Raw genomic sequence first — 15776 nt, forward strand, 5'->3', positions numbered from 1 at the left:
GGATACCCCTGCTGCGACGAGGGTGCGTACGGCCGGGCCGGACCGGCCCGCGCCGCGGCTCAGACCGTGATCAGGGCCTCCAGCGGAGCGCCCGCCAGCCCCGGCTCCAGCCGCTGCCGGCCGTTGAGGACGCTCAGCTCCAGCAGCACCGCCAGGCCCGCGACCTCGGCGCCCGCCCGCCGGATGAGCTGCATCGACGCATCGGCCGTGCCGCCGGTGGCCAGGACGTCGTCGATCACCAGCACCCGGTCGCCCGGGCCCAGCGCGTCGGCGTGGATCTCGATCTCGGCGGTGCCGTACTCCAGCTCGTACGCCTGGCCGAGGGTGGCACCGGGCAGCTTGCCGGCCTTGCGCACGGGCACGAAACCGATACCGGCGCGGACCGCGACCGGGGCGGCGAGTATGAAGCCGCGCGCCTCCAGGCCGACGACCTTGTCCGCGCGGTGGCGCGCGCACAGCTCGGCGAAGGCGTCGGTGAGCGCGCCGAACGCGGCCGGGTCGGCCAGGAGCGGGGTGATGTCCTTGAACATCACTCCCGGCTGGGGATAGTCGGGGACGTCGGCGATCCGGCTGAGCAGCAGCTCGCGCAGAGCCGCGCCGCCGCTCATCGGCGCTTGCCCGACGTACGGCCGCGTCCGCGGGGGCGGGCGGCGGGCTGCCGGCGCTGGCCGACGACCGCGGCGCCGGCCTCGGCACCGTCCTCGGCGTCCTCGGCCTCCGCCGCGTCCGGTACGTCCTCGGACTCCTGGCTCGCGGCCTTGGCCGCGGCCGCGGTGCGCTTCGCCTTCACCCGCTTGGCCAGCGCCTTCATCTCCGGCTCACGGTTCTTGAAGTCGGCCACCAGCGGGGTGGCGATGAAGATCGACGAGTACGCACCGGCGGCGAGGCCCACGAACAGGGCCAGCGAGATGTCGTTGAGCATGCCCGCGCCCAGCACACCGCCGCCGACGAACAGCAGACCCGCGACCGGGAGCAGCGCCACGACCGTGGTGTTGATCGACCGCACCAGGGTGCCGTTGATCGAACGGTTGGCGATCTCGCTGTAGGTGAAGCGGGACTGCTTGGTGATGTCCTTCGAGGATTCCTTGAGGCTGTCGAAGACGACGACCGTGTCGTACAGCGAGTAGCCGAGGATCGTCAGCAGACCGATGACCGTGCCGGGGGTGACCTCGAAGCCGACCAGGGCGTAGACGCCGACGGTGATCGTGAGGTCGTGGATCAGGGCGATCAGCGCGGCCAGCGCCATCCGCCACTCGAAGGCGATGGCCAGATAGAGCACCACGAGGACCATGAAGATCCCCAGGCCCAGCCAGGCCTTGTTGGCGATCTGCTCACCCCAACTCGGGCCGACCAGCTGGGTGTTGACATCCTTGGCCGGGATCTTCAGGTCCTTGGCGAGCTCTTCCTGGACCGGCACCGCCTGCTTGGTGTCGAGATCGGAGATCTGGATGCGCAGCGCGCCGTTGCCGAGCTGCTGGACGACCGCCTGATGGCCGCCGGACGCCGACTCGGCGTACTCCTGCGCCTGGGCCGTGGTCACCGAGGTCTTCGGGGTGCTGAAGACCGCACCGCCGGAGAACTCGATGCCCATGTTCAGGCCGCGCACCGCCAGGCCGACGATGGCCGTGATGGTGATGAGGATCGAGATGCCGTACCAGATCTTCCGCTTGCCGATGAAGTCGTAGCCGACCTCACCGCGGTAGAGCCGGGCGCCGAGGTTTCCGAGCTTGGACATCTCACGCCTCCTTCGTCTGGGTGGGGGCGGTACGACGGCGGCGCAGCGGCGGCTTGGCGCCCAGGCGCTTGGGGTCGAGTCCGGACCAGGGGTGGCCGTCGGCGAAGAACTTCCGCCGGGCCAGCAGTGTCATCAGGGGCTTGGTGAAGAAGAACACCACGACGACGTCGAGGAGCGTGGTCAGGCCGAGCGTGAACGCGAAGCCCTGCACCTTGCCGACGGTGACGATGAACAGCACCGCGGCGGCCAGGAACGACACGAAGTCGGAGACCAGGATCGTCCGGCGGGCCCGCGGCCAGCCGCGCTCGACGGACGGGCGCAGGGTGCGTCCCTCGCGGATCTCGTCCCGGATGCGTTCGAAGTAGACGATGAACGAGTCGGCGGTGATACCGATGGCGACGATGGCGCCGCAGACCGCCGGGAGGTTCAGGGCGAACTGGATGGCCGGGCCCAGCAGCGTCATGATCGCGTACGTCAGGATGCCCGAGACGCAGAGGCTCGCCAGCGCGACCAGCGCCAGCCCCCGGTAGTAGGCGACGAGGTAGATCACGACGAGGGCGAGGCCGATGGCGCCGGCGATCAGACCGCCCTGCAGCTGCTCGCCGCCGAGCGCCGCGGTGACCGTGGTCTCGTCGTCGATCTTGAAGGAGAGCGGCAGGGCGCCGTAGGACAGCATGTTCGCCAGGTCCTCGGCGGTCTGCTGGGTGAAGCCGCCGGAGATGGTGGCGTTGCCGCCGTTGATCCGCTCGTTGACCCGCGGGTCGGAGACGACGTGGCCGTCCAGGACGATCGCGAACTGGTTCTGCGGCTGGACCTTGCCGGCGAGCTTGCCGGTGATATCGGCGAACTTCTTGCCGCCAGCGGAGGTGAAGTCCAGCTGGACGATCCAGCCCTGGCCCTGCTGGCTCTCGAAGACCGCCTTGGCACCCTTGACGTCGGTGCCCTCGACGGCGATCGGGCCGAGCACGTACTTCTGCGAGCCGTCCTCGTTGCAGGCCACCACGGGGTCGGAGGGCTTGGCGCCGGCGGCCTTCTCACTGGCCAGGGCGCGGCTGCGGTCCGTGGAGCAGTCGAGCGCGGCCAGCTGCTTCTGGAGGGCGGGCGCGATCCCCGCGCCCTCGCCGGGCGACGGCGCCGGGGGCACGGACGGCTTCTTCGAGCCGGACGGGCTGGGCTTGTCGGACGGTGCCTTCTTCAGGGCGTCGGTGACGGCGCGGCCCTGCGCCGTGGGCGTGGCGCTGGGGTCCGAGGAGGCGTTCTTGCCCTCGTTCTCCTCGCCGCCCTTCGGCTTGCCGTCCCCCTTGTCGCCGCTCTTGTCCTCGGCGTCCTTGCCCTTGTCGGCCTTGTCGCCCTTGTCCTTGTCGTTCGCGCCCTTCGAGGCGCTGGGCGCCGGCTCGGGGCTCTTGGTACCGACGGTCGTGGTCAGCACCGGGCGGAAGCCGAGCTGGGCGGTCGTGCCGACCTGCTGGCGGGCCTGCTTCGCGTCCGTCCCCCGCGGGATGTTCACGATGATGTGGTTCGTGCCCTGGGTCTGGACCTCGGCCTCGGACACACCCAGACCGTTGACCCGCCGCTCCATGATCCCGGCGGCGGTCTTCATGTTGGTCTCGTTGATCGCGTTGGGCTTGCCCGGCATGTTCTGGGCCTGGAGCGTGAAGCTCGTACCGCCCGCCAGGTCGATGCCCAGGCGGGGCGTCAGCGTGCCGGAGGCGAACATCCCTCCGATCAGTCCCACCATCACGACCAGAATCAGGACCAGGGTGCGGCCCGGATGCCCTTGGCCCGTGGGCGCCCTGCGGCCCTTTTTCGGTGCTGCCACCTTCTCGTTTCTCCCTGTCCAACCGCCTCGGCCCGGGGTGATCGGCCGGGCGGCCACGAATGTTGTGGGGACTGCCCCCGCCGGAGCCTAAACCGTCCCGGAACCGCGGTGCACGACACGACGCGTGCTCCGCGGTTCCGTGGGATGGATTACTTCGCGTCGCCGCCGGTCTTCTTCTCGTCCGCGGCGGCTTCCGTCTCGGCCTTGGCGGCGTCCGTGGCGTCCCCGCTGTCCTTGCCGGTCTCGCCCTCGGTCTTGCCCTCGGTCTTGCCCAGGTCGATCTTGTCGGCCGCGCCGGCGCCCTCGCCGGTCAGCGACGAGGCGTCGTCCGGGACGACCGGCCCGGCGCCGTGCGCGGCCTCGGCACCGTCCAGGATGCGGTTGTACTCCTCGTCCGCGAGCACCGCGCCGATCGCGTTCTTGGCGTAGAGGGCGTGCACGCCGGGGGCGACCTCAAGGAGGACGGTGTCCTCGTGGACCTCCTTGACGGTGGCGTACATGCCGCCGATGGTGCGCACGCCGGCGCCCGACTGCATCTGGTTGCGCATGTCCGCGGCCGCCTGCTGCTTCTTCTTGGCGGAGCGGGTCATCAGGAACATGGCCCCGATGAGGACGATGAACGGGAGGAGGGTCACGAGTTGTTTCACGGGACGGAGATCCTTCACACGACCGCGCAACCGCGGCCTCATATACGGGGGTGGGTATGCCGACCCCTACGGACGGCATCGGCGGAGTCTAAGCGAGTCCCCACCAGTGGAACAACGCACAGCATCCCACCGCAGTTCCTGCCCGGGCGAGTCCCCGCGCCGTCAGGGTCCGAACAGGCCCTGCTGCCCGCTGCCGCCCGCCTGGTGCTGCGGCGGGACCAGGCCCAGATGCGTCCAGGCGGCCGGCGTCGCGATCCGTCCCCGGGGAGTCCTGGCCAGCAGTCCCTCCCGTACGAGGAACGGCTCGGCGACCTCCTCGACCGTCTCACGCTCCTCCCCCACCGCGACCGCGAGGGTGGACAGGCCCACCGGCCCGCCGCCGAACAGTTTGAGCAGCGCCGTGAGCACCGCCCGGTCGAGGCGGTCCAGGCCCCGGGCGTCGACCTCGTAGACCCCGAGGGCCCGGGCTGCGACCTCGCGGGTGATCACGCCGTCGGCCTTGACCTGGGCGTAGTCGCGGACCCGGCGCAGCAGGCGGTTGGCGATACGGGGCGTCCCCCGGGACCGGCCGGCGATCTCGGCGGCGCCGTCCGCTTCCACCTCCACCTCCAGCAGCCCGGCCGACCGGTGGATCACCCGCTGCAGCTCATCCGGTCCGTAGAACTCCATATGGGCGGTGAAGCCGAAGCGGTCGCGCAGCGGGGGCGGCAGCAGGCCCGCGCGCGTGGTGGCGCCGACCAGGGTGAACGGGGGCAGCTCCAGCGGGATGGCGGTGGCGCCCGGGCCCTTGCCGACGATCACGTCGACGCGGAAGTCCTCCATCGCCATGTACAGCATCTCCTCGGCGGGCCGGGACATGCGGTGGATCTCGTCGAGGAAGAGGACCTCGCCCTCCTGGAGGGAGGAGAGGATCGCGGCGAGGTCGCCGGCGTGCTGGATGGCGGGGCCGGAGGTGATCCGGATCGGGGCGCCCATCTCGGCGGCGATGATCATCGAGAGGGTGGTCTTGCCGAGGCCGGGCGCGCCGGACAGCAGGACGTGGTCGGCGGTGGCACCGCGGGCCCGGGCGGCCCGCAGCACCAGGTCGAGCTGCTCGCGCACCCGCTCCTGGCCCACGAATTCGGCGAGGTCCTTGGGCCGCAGCGCGGCCTCGACGGCGGTGTCCTCGCCGTCCGCGGCGGCGCCGACCAGCCGGTCGGGGCCGCCGGGGGCGGCGTCCTCGGTGGGCGGTGCGGTGTCGTCCCAGTTCACTGCGGATTGCCTCGCGGGGTCGGGGCGGCCGGGCCGCCGTCATGGTCGTTCGGTCGGGGGCGGGGCGCCCGGGCGGCGGCGGTCACCGCGCGCGGTTGAGGGTCTGCAGGGCGGCCTTGAGCAGCTGCGGCACCTGGGGCGCGCCGCCCGCGGCGAGGGCCGCCTCGGCCTGCGGGGTGACCGCGGCGACCGCCTCGTCCGCCTCGCGGGTGGCGTAGCCCAGTCCGATCAGGGCGGCTTGCAGCTGATCGCGCCAGCCGGCCGTGACGGCGCTGCCGACGCCCGCGCGGCTGCCGCCCACCGGCTCGCCGAGCCGGTCCTTGAGCTCCAGCAGCAGCTTCTGGGCGCCCTTCTTGCCGATGCCGGGCACGGCCGTGAGGGCCTTCTCGTCGCCGGTGGCGACGGCCAGCCGGAGCGCGTCCGGGGAGTGCACCGCGAGCATCGCCTGGGCGAGCCGGGGGCCGACACCGCTGGCGGTCTGCAGCAGCTCGAAGGTCTGCCGTTCGTCGTCGTCCGCGAAGCCGTAGAGCGTCAGCGAGTCCTCTCGGACGACGAGGGAGGTGGCGAGCCTGGCCTGCTGTCCGACGCGCAGCGCGGAGAGCGTGTTCGGTGTGCACTGGACGGCCATGCCGACACCGCCGACCTCGACGACGGCGGTATCGGGGGCCAGGGCCGCGACCGGGCCGGAGACAAAGGCGATCATCGGGTGCCCTTCAGCGTGCGGACGGGAGCGGAGGTGCGGCGGGCGGCGGCCTGCGCCTGCTGGAGGCGGTTGACCGCGGGCGCGCGCCAGATGTGGCAGATGGCGAGGGCGAGGGCGTCGGCGGCGTCCGCCGGCTTCGGCGGTGCGCCGAGCCGGAGCAGGCGGGTGACCATCGCGCCGACCTGGGCCTTGTCGGCCCGTCCTGAGCCGGTGACGGCGGCCTTGACCTCGCTGGGGGTGTGCAGGGCGACCGGCAGTCCGCGGCGGGCGGCACAGAGCATGGCGACCGCGCTGGCCTGGGCGGTGCCCATGACCGTACGGACGTTGTGCTGACTGAACACCCGCTCCACGGCGACGTATTCGGGGCGGTGGGCGTCCAGCCACTCCTCGATGCCGCGCTCGATGAGGACGAGGCGGTGGGCGATGTCGGCGTCCGCGGGCGTGCGGACGACGCCGACGCCGGCCATCGTCAGCGGGCGGCCGGCCACCCCTTCGACCACGCCGACGCCGCAGCGCGTCAGCCCCGGGTCCACCCCGAGCACCTTCACGGGCGCCCCTCCCTCTGCCGTGTCGTGTGCCGTAGCGCGTCGTGCGCCGTAGCGCGTCTGCCTGTCGTGAGGGGGTGTCAGCCGGACCGTTTCGCCCGGCTCTTCCCCATGGGGGGAGCGGAGATCCCCTGCTCAGCACAGTATCCGGTGCCACTGACAACGCGGCACCGGCAACGCGACGGGCCGACGGGGGTGTTCCCCGTCGGCCCGTCCTGTGTCGGCGGTGGCCGTCCGGCTCAGGCGTCGACCTTCTCCATGACCGCGTCCGGCACGTCGAAGTTGGCGAAGACGTTCTGCACGTCGTCGCTGTCCTCCAGCGCGTCGATCAGTTTGAAGATCTTGCGCGCGCCCTCTTCCTCCAGCTCGACCTGCATGGTCGGCACGAAGTTGGCCTCGGCCGAGTCGTAGTCGATCCCGGCCTCCTGGAGGGCGGTACGGACCGCGACCAGGTCCGTCGCCTCACTGAGCACCTCGAAGGACTCGCCCAGGTCGTTGACCTCCTCGGCGCCCGCGTCCAGGACCGCGCCGAGCACGTCGTCCTCGGTCAGCTCACCCTTGGGGACGATCACCACGCCCTTGCGGTTGAAGAGGTACGACACCGAGCCCGGGTCGGCCATCGAACCGCCGTTGCGGGTCATGGCCACGCGGACGTCCGAGGCGGCGCGGTTGCGGTTGTCGGTGAGGCACTCGATGAGCACCGCGACACCGTTCGGGCCGTAACCCTCGTACATGATCGTCTCGTAGTCGGCGCCACCGGCCTCCAGGCCGGCACCGCGCTTGACCGCGGAGTCGATGTTCTTGTTCGGCACCGACTGCTTCTTCGCCTTCTGGATGGCGTCGAAGAGGGTCGGGTTGCCGTCGATGTCGGCACCGCCCATACGGGCCGCGACCTCGATGTTCTTGATCAGCTTCGCGAAGAGCTTGCCGCGCTTGGCATCGATCACGGCCTTCTTGTGCTTCGTCGTAGCCCATTTAGAGTGGCCGGACATCCGCCTGTCTCCTTCGCGTCACCAATTTTCCGAAACGAACGCCCTCGATCCTACCGGGACCGGATCACCCGGTGTTACTCCGCCGGGGCCGCCCCCTGTCCGGGGCCCGAGGCGCGCACCATGTCCACGAACAGGGCGTGGACCCGGTGGTCACCGGTGAGCTCCGGGTGGAAGGAGGTGGCCAGGACGTTACGCTGCCGCACGGCCACCGTGTGACCGTCGTACGTCGCCAGGACCTCGACGCCGCCGCCGACCGACTCGACCCAGGGCGCCCGGATGAAGACGCCCTCGACCGGCCCGCCGGGGACCCCGGCGACGTCGATGGCCGCCTCGAAGGACTCGTTCTGCCGCCCGAAGGCGTTACGGCGCACGATCATGTCGATACCGCCGAGCGTCTCCTGGTCCGCACGGCCGTCCAGCAGCTTGTCCGCGACCATGATCATGCCGGCGCAGGTGCCGTAGACCGGCTTCCCGGCCCGGACGAAGGCGCGCAGCGGCTCCAGCATGCCGAAGACGACCGCCAGCTTGGACATGGTCGTGGATTCGCCGCCCGGTATGACCAGGCCGGAGATCTCGGCCAGCTCCTCGGGACGGCGTACCGGCCGCGCCTGGGCACCGGCGTCCGCGAGCGCCCGGAGGTGCTCGCGGACGTCGCCCTGGAGGGCCAGCACACCGATGGTGGGGGTGCCCGTCATGCTCTTACGTCACCAGCCGCGGTTGGCGTAGCGCTCGGCCTCGGGGAGGGTGTCGCAGTTGATGCCGACCATGGCCTCGCCCAGGTTGCGGGAGACGTCCGCGATGACCTTGGGGTCGTCGTAGAAGGTGGTGGCCTTCACGATCGCGGCGGCGCGCTTGGCCGGGTCACCGGACTTGAAGATGCCGGAGCCGACGAACACGCCCTCGGCGCCGAGCTGACGCATCAGCGCCGCGTCGGCCGGGGTGGCCACACCGCCGGCGGAGAACAGCACCACCGGCAGCTTGCCGAGCTCGGCGACCTCCTTGACCAGCTCGAACGGGGCACGCAGCTCCTTGGCGGCGGCGTACAGCTCGTTGTGGTCGCAGCCGCGCAGCTTGGCGATCTCGCCCTTGATCTGGCGCAGGTGACGGACCGCCTCGACGACGTTGCCGGTGCCGGCCTCGCCCTTGGAGCGGATCATCGCGGCGCCCTCGGCGATCCGGCGCAGCGCCTCGCCCAGGTTGGTGGCGCCGCAGACGAAGGGGGTGGTGAAGGCCCACTTGTCGGAGTGGTTGACCTCGTCGGCGGGGGTGAGGACCTCGGACTCGTCGATGTAGTCGACGCCGAGCGACTGCAGGACCTGGGCCTCGACGAAGTGGCCGATCCGGGACTTGGCCATGACCGGGATGGAGACGGCGTCGATGATGCCGTCGATCATGTCGGGGTCCGACATACGGGCCACGCCGCCGTCCTTGCGGATGTCGGCGGGGACCCGCTCCAGGGCCATGACGGCGACGGCGCCGGCGTCCTCGGCGATCTTCGCCTCTTCCGGCGTGACGACGTCCATGATCACGCCGCCCTTGAGCTGTTCGGCCATACCGCGCTTGACGCGGGCGGTTCCGGTCTCGGGGTGCTGGGGCGTGGTGGGCGTGCTGGACACGGTTAGACCTCACTCGATGCGGGGTGGTGGTGCGTGACGCCCAGCCAACCGTCCGCCGGCGGTCCGGGAAAAGGGCCAATTCGAGGCCGGTGGATCGTCGGGGCCGGGAGGTGGCGGGTGTCCGCCTCCGCACCGGACCCACCGGATCATCGGGCCCCGGTACCGGCCGGATCATCGGGCCCCGGATCACCGGGTCCCGGTACCGGACGTCAGGCTCCGGCCGAACGGTCGTCCAGCACGGCCGGCGGCTCGTCGTCCATCTCGAAGGCCAGCGGGAACGGCGCGTGACCGGCGAGCCGGAAGTACCGCACCACCCGGTGGCGGCGGACCGCCCGCGCGGCCCGTACGGCGTCGTTGTGGAAGCGGCGGGCCATCGGGACGCGGCGGACCGCGGCGGTGAGTTCGGTGACCGTGCGCTCACCGCCCGGTGCCTCCCGTACGGCCTCCAGCTGCGCCTCCTCGGCGAAGATGGCCCGCAGGGCCTGGCTCAGCTCGCTCTCCGCGACCTCACGGTGCTCCTCCTCGGCCTGCCGGGCCTCGTGCGCGGCCTGGTATAGGACGATCGAGGCGGCCGGATCCAGGACGCCCGACGTACCGATCTCCTGGGCGACGGAGGCCCGCCGCAGGAGCTGGGCGTCGAGAGCCGCCCTGGCCGCGTCGATGCGCGCGTGCAGGCGGTCCAGACGGCCGGCGGTCCAGCTCAGGTAGAGGGCGATGAGGACGAGGGCGGTGGCGAGGGAGAGGAACGTGGTCACGCGGAGGAACGCTACCGGTCCGCTGCGCTTGGCTTGTTTCCCACGTTGTCGGGTGCGGCGCCGTACCTTCCGTTTCGCCGTTGCTCCCCCACTGCCCTAAAGGCGTGGGAGGTACCCCCAGCGGCGGGCGTGAGTTTGTCGGGTGCGGCGCCGTACCTTCCGTTCCGCTGTTTCGCCTGCGGCGGGCGTGAGTTTGTCGGCTGCGGTGACGGTCCTCCGGGGCAGGGTGCCTGGACTGCTTCGCTTTACGTCCAGGCACCCTGCCCCTCCGGCCCGTCCCCTCCCGTGGGTGGGAGGAGAACAGGCCGGTGGGGGCGGGTGTGAGTGGTTCCCCACGGGGGCGGCGGTCAGTCCTTTGCCAGGCGGCGGCGGGTGCGTAGGCCCACGCGTTCGTCGGTGGCCACGGAGGCGGCGCCGGCGGTGACGGTCTCGTAGACGGCGAGGATGTCGGCGCCGACCGTCGACCAGTCGAAGCGGCGGACGTGACGGCTGCCGCGTGCGCGGAGTTCCGCGAGGCGGGCGGGGTCGCCCAGGAGGCGGACGGCGGCGGTGGCCAGGGCGTCGGCGTCCTCGTTGGTGAAGAGTTCGCCGGCCTCGCCCTGGCCGAGGACCTGGGCGAACGCGTCGAGGTCGCTGGCGAGTACGGGTGCGCCGGCCGACATGGCCTCCACGAGGACGATGCCGAAGGACTCGCCGCCCGTGTTGGGGGCGATGTAGAGGTCGACGCTGCGGAGCAGGCGCGCCTTGTCCTCGTCGCTGACCATGCCGAGGAATTCGACCCGGGAGCGCAGGTCGGCGGGGAGGCCGGCGACGGCTTCCCGCTCGTCGCCGCGGCCGGCGACCAGGAGGCGGGCGTCGGGGACCTCGGCGAGGATCCTGGGCAGCGCCTTCATCAGGACCGGCAGGCCCTTGCGGGGTTCGTCGATGCGGCCGACGAACCCGATGGTCCGGCCCTGCCAGGCGGCCTTGGGCTCGGCCCGGGCGAAGAAGTCGACGTCCACGCCGTTGGGGATGACCACCGCGTCGCCGCCGAGGTGTTCGACGAGCGTGCGGCGGGCGTACTCGCTGACCGCGATGCGGGCGCTGATCTTCTCCAGGGCGGGCTGGAGGATCGGATAGGCCGCGATCATGGCGCGGGAGCGGGGGTTGGAGGTGTGGAAGGTGGCCACGATGGGGCCCTGGGCGGCCCAGCAGGAGAGCAGGCCGAGGGACGGGGAGGCCGGTTCGTGGATGTGGATGACGTCGAAGGCGCCGTTCTGCAGCCAGCGGCGTACCCGGGCGGCGGAGAGGAAGCCGAAGTTGAGACGGGCCACCGAGCCGTTGTAGGGGACGGGGACGGCGCGGCCGGCCGGGACGACGTAGGGCGGCACGGGTGTCTCGTCGTCGGCGGGAGCCAGGACGGAGACCTGGTGGCCGCGACGGATCAGGTGGTCGGCCAGGTCACGGATGTGGAACTGGACGCCGCCGGGGACGTCCCAGGCGTAGGGACAGACGATGCCGATCTTCACGGCGTCTCCCGTGGTCGTTCGAGGTCGGCCAGCCACAGGCGCTGGAGCATGTGCCAGTCCTGGGGGTGGTCGGCGATGCCGGAGGCGAAGGCGTCGGCGAGCTCCTGGGTCATCCGGGCGGCCTTCTCGGCGCGGGTGCCGGTCTCGGGGACCTCGATCTCCGGGTACACCCGGCCGCGCATGACGGGCGTGTCGTCGTACCAGAGGGTGACGGGGAGCAGCATGGCACCGGTCTGGACGGCGAGCATGGCGGGGCCGGCCGGCATCTTCGTCTCCTCGCCGAAGAACTTCACGGGGATGCCGGAGCTGGAGAGGTCGCGGTCGGCGACCAGGCAGACCAGGCCGCCGGCCCGGAGCCGGCGGGCGAGGGTGCCGAAGGCGGCGCCGCCGGTGTGCGGCAGTACCTCCATGCCCAGGCCCTCGCGGTAGGCGACGAAGCGGTCGTAGAGGGACTCCGGCTTGAGGCGCTGGGCGACGGTGGTGAAGGGGGTGTTCAGCGCGGTGGTGACCCAGACGCCGGCGAGGTCGTAGTTGCCCATGTGGGGCAGGGCGAGGATGAGGCCGCGGTCGCTCTTGAGGCCGTCGGTGAGGTGGTGGACGTCCTCGGGGGCGAAGGCGGTCCTTATCCGCTCCTGGGACCAGGCGGGCAGGCGGAAGGACTCCATCCAGTAGCGCATGTACGAGCGCATACCGGCCCGGGACAGTGCGGCCAGGCGCCGGGGGGAGGCGTCGGGGACGACGCGGGCGAGGTTCGCCTCCAGCTGGCGGACGCCCGTGCCGCGGCGTTTCCAGGCGGTGTCGGCGAGAGACCGGCCGAGGGCCGTGGCGGCCCCTTCGGGCAGTTTCTTGACGGTGCTCCAGCCCAGTGCGTAGAGCGTGTCGGTGAGTTTGTCGGTGTTGATCTCCGGCAGGCGGATCATGCGTGGTTCCCCCCTTGTGCGATAGCGGCGTCGGCCTCGGCCGACTCCCGGCGTACCGTCACCACGCGCTGGCCGAGCGTGACGGCGCTGCCGATGGCGACGATCCACAGGGCGATCGGCAGCAGGACCTCGATCCCGGGCACACCGAACGCGGACAGGCCGGAGAAACCGCAGGCGACGAGCGTGATCACCAGGCGCTCGGCGCGTTCGACCAGGCCGTTGACGTCGACCGGCAGGCCGATGGCCTCACCGCGGGCCTTGGTGTACGAGACCACCTGGCCGCTGGCGAGGCAGAAGATCGCGATGGCGCAGAGCACCAGGCTCTCGCCGCGCCCCGCGTACCAGAGGGCCAGTCCACCGAAGATCGCCGAGTCGGCGACCCGGTCGAGGGTGGAGTCGAGGAAGGCCCCCCAGCGGCTGGAGCGGCCCAGCTGCCGTGCCATGTTGCCGTCGACCAGGTCGGAGAAGACGAACAGGGTGATGACGAGGGTGCCCCAGAAGAACTCGCCGCGCGGGTAGAAGACCAGGGCGCCGGCCACCACGCCTCCGGTCCCGACGAGGGTGACCGCGTCCGGGCTGACGCCGAGACGGATGAGCAGGGCGGCGAACGGCGTGAGAACACGCGTGAAGAACGCACGCGCGTACTTGTTCAGCATGGCCTTCCCGGAGGGTCGAAACGGGCCGCGCGGTCATGGGGCCACCGGCTGGCCCATCGTAGCCACGGGGCCACGGGCCTCAGCGTACGCACCGCGGCACGGGGTGCGTACGGCGGCTAGGGCGCTTCTGACGGATCTCCGTGGAGGAAGGAGCGGGGCCTGGTGCGTGCGATCGCAAGGCGCCGGGATGTCTTCATAGCGGAGCTATGGGGACATCCCGGCAACGCCGCGAGCGTGCGTGCCAGGCCCCGCGACGCCGCGGAGATCCGTCAGAAGCGCCCTAGGGCCGGTCGCGGCGGTCGGCGCCGCCCGGCGCGCGGGGCGGCCGGGGAGCCGTTGGGGGGATCCGGGCGTGCGCCATGTATGGACGCGGCATGACCTCGGTGGAAAGCTCGAATCACCGCAAAGTGTCGACCTGGAGGCGAGACACATGAGCGAGAAGACGACGACCCACCCGGGAGCCGCCGGCAGGGCTCCAGCGGCCGGCCAGCCCACCGCCCTGCGCAATGTGGTGCTGGTCGGCCACAGCGGATCGGGCAAGACCACGCTGGTGGAGGCCCTCGCACTGGCGTCCGGCGCGGTCAACCGGGCCGGACGGGTCGAGGACGGCGGCTGTCTGTCGGACTACGACGAGATCGAGCACCGCCAGCAGCGCTCCGTACAGCTCTCCCTGGTCCCGGTGGACTGGGGCGGAATCAAGATCAATATCCTGGACACCCCCGGATACGCCGATTTCGTCGGGGAACTCAGAGCCGGTCTGCGCGCCGCGGACGCGGCTCTTTTCGTCGTCTCGGCGGCCGACGGGGTGGCCGGCGCGACCCGGATGATCTGGGACGAGTGCGCGGCCGTCGGGATGCCGCGGGCGCTGGTCGTCACCCACCTGGAGGCATCCCGCGCCGACTTCGACGAGATGACCGAGGTGTGCCGCTCCGCCTTCGGCGGCGAGAACCCCGACGCGGTGCTGCCGCTCTACCTCCCCCTGTACGGGCGGCCGGGCGCCGACGGCCACTCCCCCGTCCACGGCCTGATCGGCCTGCTCTCCCAGCGGGTCGTCGACTACTCCTCCGGTGAGCGCACCGAACGCGACCCGGCCGCCGAGGAGCTGCCGCGGATCGCGGAGGCCCGGAACCGCCTCATCGAGGGGATCATCGCCGAGAGCGAGGACGAGACCCTGATGGACCGCTATCTCGGCGGCGAGGACATCGACATCAAGACGCTGATCGGAGACCTGGAGACGGCGGTCGCCCGCGGTTCCTTCCACCCCGTCCTGGCCGCGGCCCCGCCCCCCGACGGCGCCCGGCAGGGCCTGGGCACCGTCGAGCTGCTGGAGCTGATCACCGGTGGTTTCCCCACTCCGGCGGAGCGCGAGGCACCCGAGGTGACCAGCCCGGACGGCGCCCCGCGCGCGGCGCTGAGCTGCGACCCGGCCGGCCCCCTGGCGGCCGAGGTGGTCAAGACCTCCTCCGACCCGTACGTCGGCAGGATCTCGCTGGTCCGGATGTTCTCCGGCACGCTGCGGCCCGACGAGACGGTGCACGTGTCGGGACACGGCCTGGCGGACCGGGGCCATGAGGACCATGACGTCGACGAGCGGGTCGGCGCGCTGTCCACCCCGTTCGGCAAACAGCAGCGCCCGCTGTCCCAGGCGGTCGCCGGCGATCTGGCCTGTGTGGCGAAGCTGACCCGCGCCGAGACGGGCGACACCCTCTCCGCCAAGGACGCGCCGCTGCTGATGGAGCCCTGGTCGATGCCGGATCCGCTGCTGCCGGTCGCCATCCGGGCCCACAGCAAGGCCGACGAGGACAAGCTCTCACAGGGCCTGTCCCGCCTGGTGGCGGAGGACCCGACGATGCGGCTGGAGCACAATCAGGACACCCGCCAGGTGGTGCTGTGGTGCCTGGGCGAGGCGCATGTCGAGGTGGCGCTGGAGCGGCTGCGCTCGCGGTACGGCGTGCAGGTCGACACCGTCCCGCACAAGGTGTCGCTGCGGGAGACCTTCGGTGAGGCCGCCGCGGGCCGCGGACGGCATGTCAAACAGTCCGGTGGCCACGGCCAGTTCGCGATCTGCGAGATCGAGGTGGAACCGCTGCCCGGCGGCTCCGGCATCGAGTTCGTCGACAAGGTCGTGGGCGGCGCGGTGCCCCGGCAGTTCATCCCGTCCGTCGAGAAGGGCGTACGCGCCCAGGCCGCACGCGGGGTCGCCGCCGGGTACCCGCTCGTCGACATCCGCGTCACCCTGCTCGACGGGAAGGCGCACTCGGTCGACTCGTCGGACGCCGCGTTCCAGACGGCGGGCGCGCTGGCGCTGCGCGAGGCGGCCGCGGACGTCCGGATCGATCTGCTCGAACCGGTCTGCGAGGTCAGCGTGATGGTTCCGGACGAATTCGTCGGCCCGGTGATGAGCGATCTGTCGGGGCGCCGCGGCCGGGTCGTGGGCACCGAACAGTCGGGTGCGGGCCGCACCGTGGTGCGCGCCGAGGTGCCCGAGATCGAGATCGGCCGGTACGCGGTCGACCTGCGGTCCCTCTCGCACGGCAGCGGCCGGTTCTCCCGCCGTCACCTGCGGCATGAGGCGATGCCGCCACAGCTCGCCGGGAAGCTGCGCGAACAGGACGGCAACGGCGGATAG

Annotated in this window: 15 protein-coding genes; 1 reads left to right on the forward strand and 14 read right to left on the reverse strand. The window is 71.7% G+C overall.

All coding sequences use genetic code 11. From position 1 onward, the window contains the following. Positions 1 to 59: 59 nt before the first annotated feature. The 14 genes from AZE13_RS06825 to pgsA form a co-directional block, all read right to left on the reverse strand. The gene (locus AZE13_RS06825) at positions 60 to 608 is read right to left on the reverse strand and encodes an adenine phosphoribosyltransferase (RefSeq protein ID WP_066927983.1); all 549 of its coding nucleotides are present in this window, start codon (positions 606 to 608) and stop codon (positions 60 to 62) included. Continuing rightward, a complete protein-coding gene (gene secF / locus AZE13_RS06830; protein ID WP_066927985.1) occupies positions 605 to 1735 on the reverse strand; it encodes a protein translocase subunit SecF in 1131 nt (376 codons plus the stop codon). The genes AZE13_RS06825 and secF overlap by 4 nt, the downstream gene beginning before the upstream one ends. 1 nt (position 1736) lies before the next feature. After that, positions 1737 to 3554 carry a protein translocase subunit SecD gene (gene secD, locus AZE13_RS06835; RefSeq protein ID WP_066927987.1) on the reverse strand — a complete coding sequence of 606 codons (1818 nt, stop codon included), beginning with the start codon at positions 3552 to 3554 and terminating at the stop codon, positions 1737 to 1739. A 149-nt stretch (positions 3555 to 3703) separates the two neighbouring features. Beyond that, entirely contained in the window at positions 3704 to 4153 is a 450-nt protein-coding gene (gene yajC / locus AZE13_RS06840; RefSeq protein WP_398780117.1) for a preprotein translocase subunit YajC, read from the reverse strand. A gap of 210 nt (positions 4154 to 4363) precedes the next feature. Continuing rightward, a complete protein-coding gene (ruvB, locus tag AZE13_RS06845) occupies positions 4364 to 5452 on the reverse strand; it encodes a Holliday junction branch migration DNA helicase RuvB (protein ID WP_066927992.1) in 1089 nt (362 codons plus the stop codon). A gap of 82 nt (positions 5453 to 5534) precedes the next feature. Continuing rightward, complete coding sequence (ruvA, locus tag AZE13_RS06850; protein WP_066927994.1) at positions 5535 to 6155, reverse strand: Holliday junction branch migration protein RuvA; 621 nt, start codon at positions 6153 to 6155, stop codon at positions 5535 to 5537. Next, the gene (ruvC, locus tag AZE13_RS06855; protein ID WP_066927996.1) at positions 6152 to 6703 is read right to left on the reverse strand and encodes a crossover junction endodeoxyribonuclease RuvC; all 552 of its coding nucleotides are present in this window, start codon (positions 6701 to 6703) and stop codon (positions 6152 to 6154) included. Before ruvC ends, ruvA begins: the two co-directional genes overlap by 4 nt. A 236-nt stretch (positions 6704 to 6939) precedes the next feature. Then, positions 6940 to 7692: a YebC/PmpR family DNA-binding transcriptional regulator gene (locus AZE13_RS06860; protein WP_066927998.1), complete on the reverse strand. Its 753-nt coding sequence runs from the start codon at positions 7690 to 7692 to the stop codon at positions 6940 to 6942. Between the two features lie 74 nt (positions 7693 to 7766). Beyond that, positions 7767 to 8387 carry a pyridoxal 5'-phosphate synthase glutaminase subunit PdxT gene (pdxT, locus tag AZE13_RS06865; protein WP_066928000.1) on the reverse strand — a complete coding sequence of 207 codons (621 nt, stop codon included), beginning with the start codon at positions 8385 to 8387 and terminating at the stop codon, positions 7767 to 7769. Between the two features lie 9 nt (positions 8388 to 8396). After that, positions 8397 to 9308 (reverse strand): pyridoxal 5'-phosphate synthase lyase subunit PdxS, encoded by a 912-nt coding sequence (gene pdxS / locus AZE13_RS06870; RefSeq protein WP_066928002.1) that lies wholly within the window; start codon positions 9306 to 9308, stop codon positions 8397 to 8399. A gap of 209 nt (positions 9309 to 9517) precedes the next feature. Then, the gene (locus tag AZE13_RS06875; RefSeq protein ID WP_066928004.1) at positions 9518 to 10063 is read right to left on the reverse strand and encodes a hypothetical protein; all 546 of its coding nucleotides are present in this window, start codon (positions 10061 to 10063) and stop codon (positions 9518 to 9520) included. 347 nt (positions 10064 to 10410) lie between these two features. Continuing rightward, positions 10411 to 11571 (reverse strand): glycosyltransferase family 4 protein, encoded by a 1161-nt coding sequence (locus AZE13_RS06880; RefSeq protein WP_066928006.1) that lies wholly within the window; start codon positions 11569 to 11571, stop codon positions 10411 to 10413. Further along, positions 11568 to 12491 carry a phosphatidylinositol mannoside acyltransferase gene (locus AZE13_RS06885; protein ID WP_066928009.1) on the reverse strand — a complete coding sequence of 308 codons (924 nt, stop codon included), beginning with the start codon at positions 12489 to 12491 and terminating at the stop codon, positions 11568 to 11570. Before AZE13_RS06885 ends, AZE13_RS06880 begins: the two co-directional genes overlap by 4 nt. Next, the gene (pgsA, locus tag AZE13_RS06890) at positions 12488 to 13147 is read right to left on the reverse strand and encodes a phosphatidylinositol phosphate synthase (RefSeq protein WP_066928011.1); all 660 of its coding nucleotides are present in this window, start codon (positions 13145 to 13147) and stop codon (positions 12488 to 12490) included. Before pgsA ends, AZE13_RS06885 begins: the two co-directional genes overlap by 4 nt. A 430-nt stretch (positions 13148 to 13577) precedes the next feature. Between pgsA and AZE13_RS06895 the strand changes: the two genes are divergently transcribed. Then, entirely contained in the window at positions 13578 to 15776 is a 2199-nt protein-coding gene (locus AZE13_RS06895) for an elongation factor G-like protein EF-G2 (RefSeq protein WP_066928013.1), read from the forward strand.

It is taken from the genome of Streptomyces sp. NBRC 110611, assembly GCF_001590865.1.
Lineage (GTDB): Bacteria > Actinomycetota > Actinomycetes > Streptomycetales > Streptomycetaceae > Streptomyces.

Coding starts and splice junctions, on each gene's coding strand:
- AZE13_RS06885 (WP_066928009.1), bottom strand. CDS start 12,491: ATGATCCGCCTGCCGGAGATCAACACCGACAAACTCACCGACACGCTC.
- pdxT (WP_066928000.1), bottom strand. CDS start 8,387: ATGACGGGCACCCCCACCATCGGTGTGCTGGCCCTCCAGGGCGACGTC.
- secF (WP_066927985.1), bottom strand. CDS start 1,735: ATGTCCAAGCTCGGAAACCTCGGCGCCCGGCTCTACCGCGGTGAGGTC.
- AZE13_RS06895 (WP_066928013.1), top strand. CDS start 13,578: ATGAGCGAGAAGACGACGACCCACCCGGGAGCCGCCGGCAGGGCTCCA.
- ruvA (WP_066927994.1), bottom strand. CDS start 6,155: ATGATCGCCTTTGTCTCCGGCCCGGTCGCGGCCCTGGCCCCCGATACC.
- AZE13_RS06825 (WP_066927983.1), bottom strand. CDS start 608: ATGAGCGGCGGCGCGGCTCTGCGCGAGCTGCTGCTCAGCCGGATCGCC.
- pgsA (WP_066928011.1), bottom strand. CDS start 13,147: ATGCTGAACAAGTACGCGCGTGCGTTCTTCACGCGTGTTCTCACGCCG.
- AZE13_RS06860 (WP_066927998.1), bottom strand. CDS start 7,692: ATGTCCGGCCACTCTAAATGGGCTACGACGAAGCACAAGAAGGCCGTG.
- yajC (WP_398780117.1), bottom strand. CDS start 4,153: ATGTTCCTGATGACCCGCTCCGCCAAGAAGAAGCAGCAGGCGGCCGCG.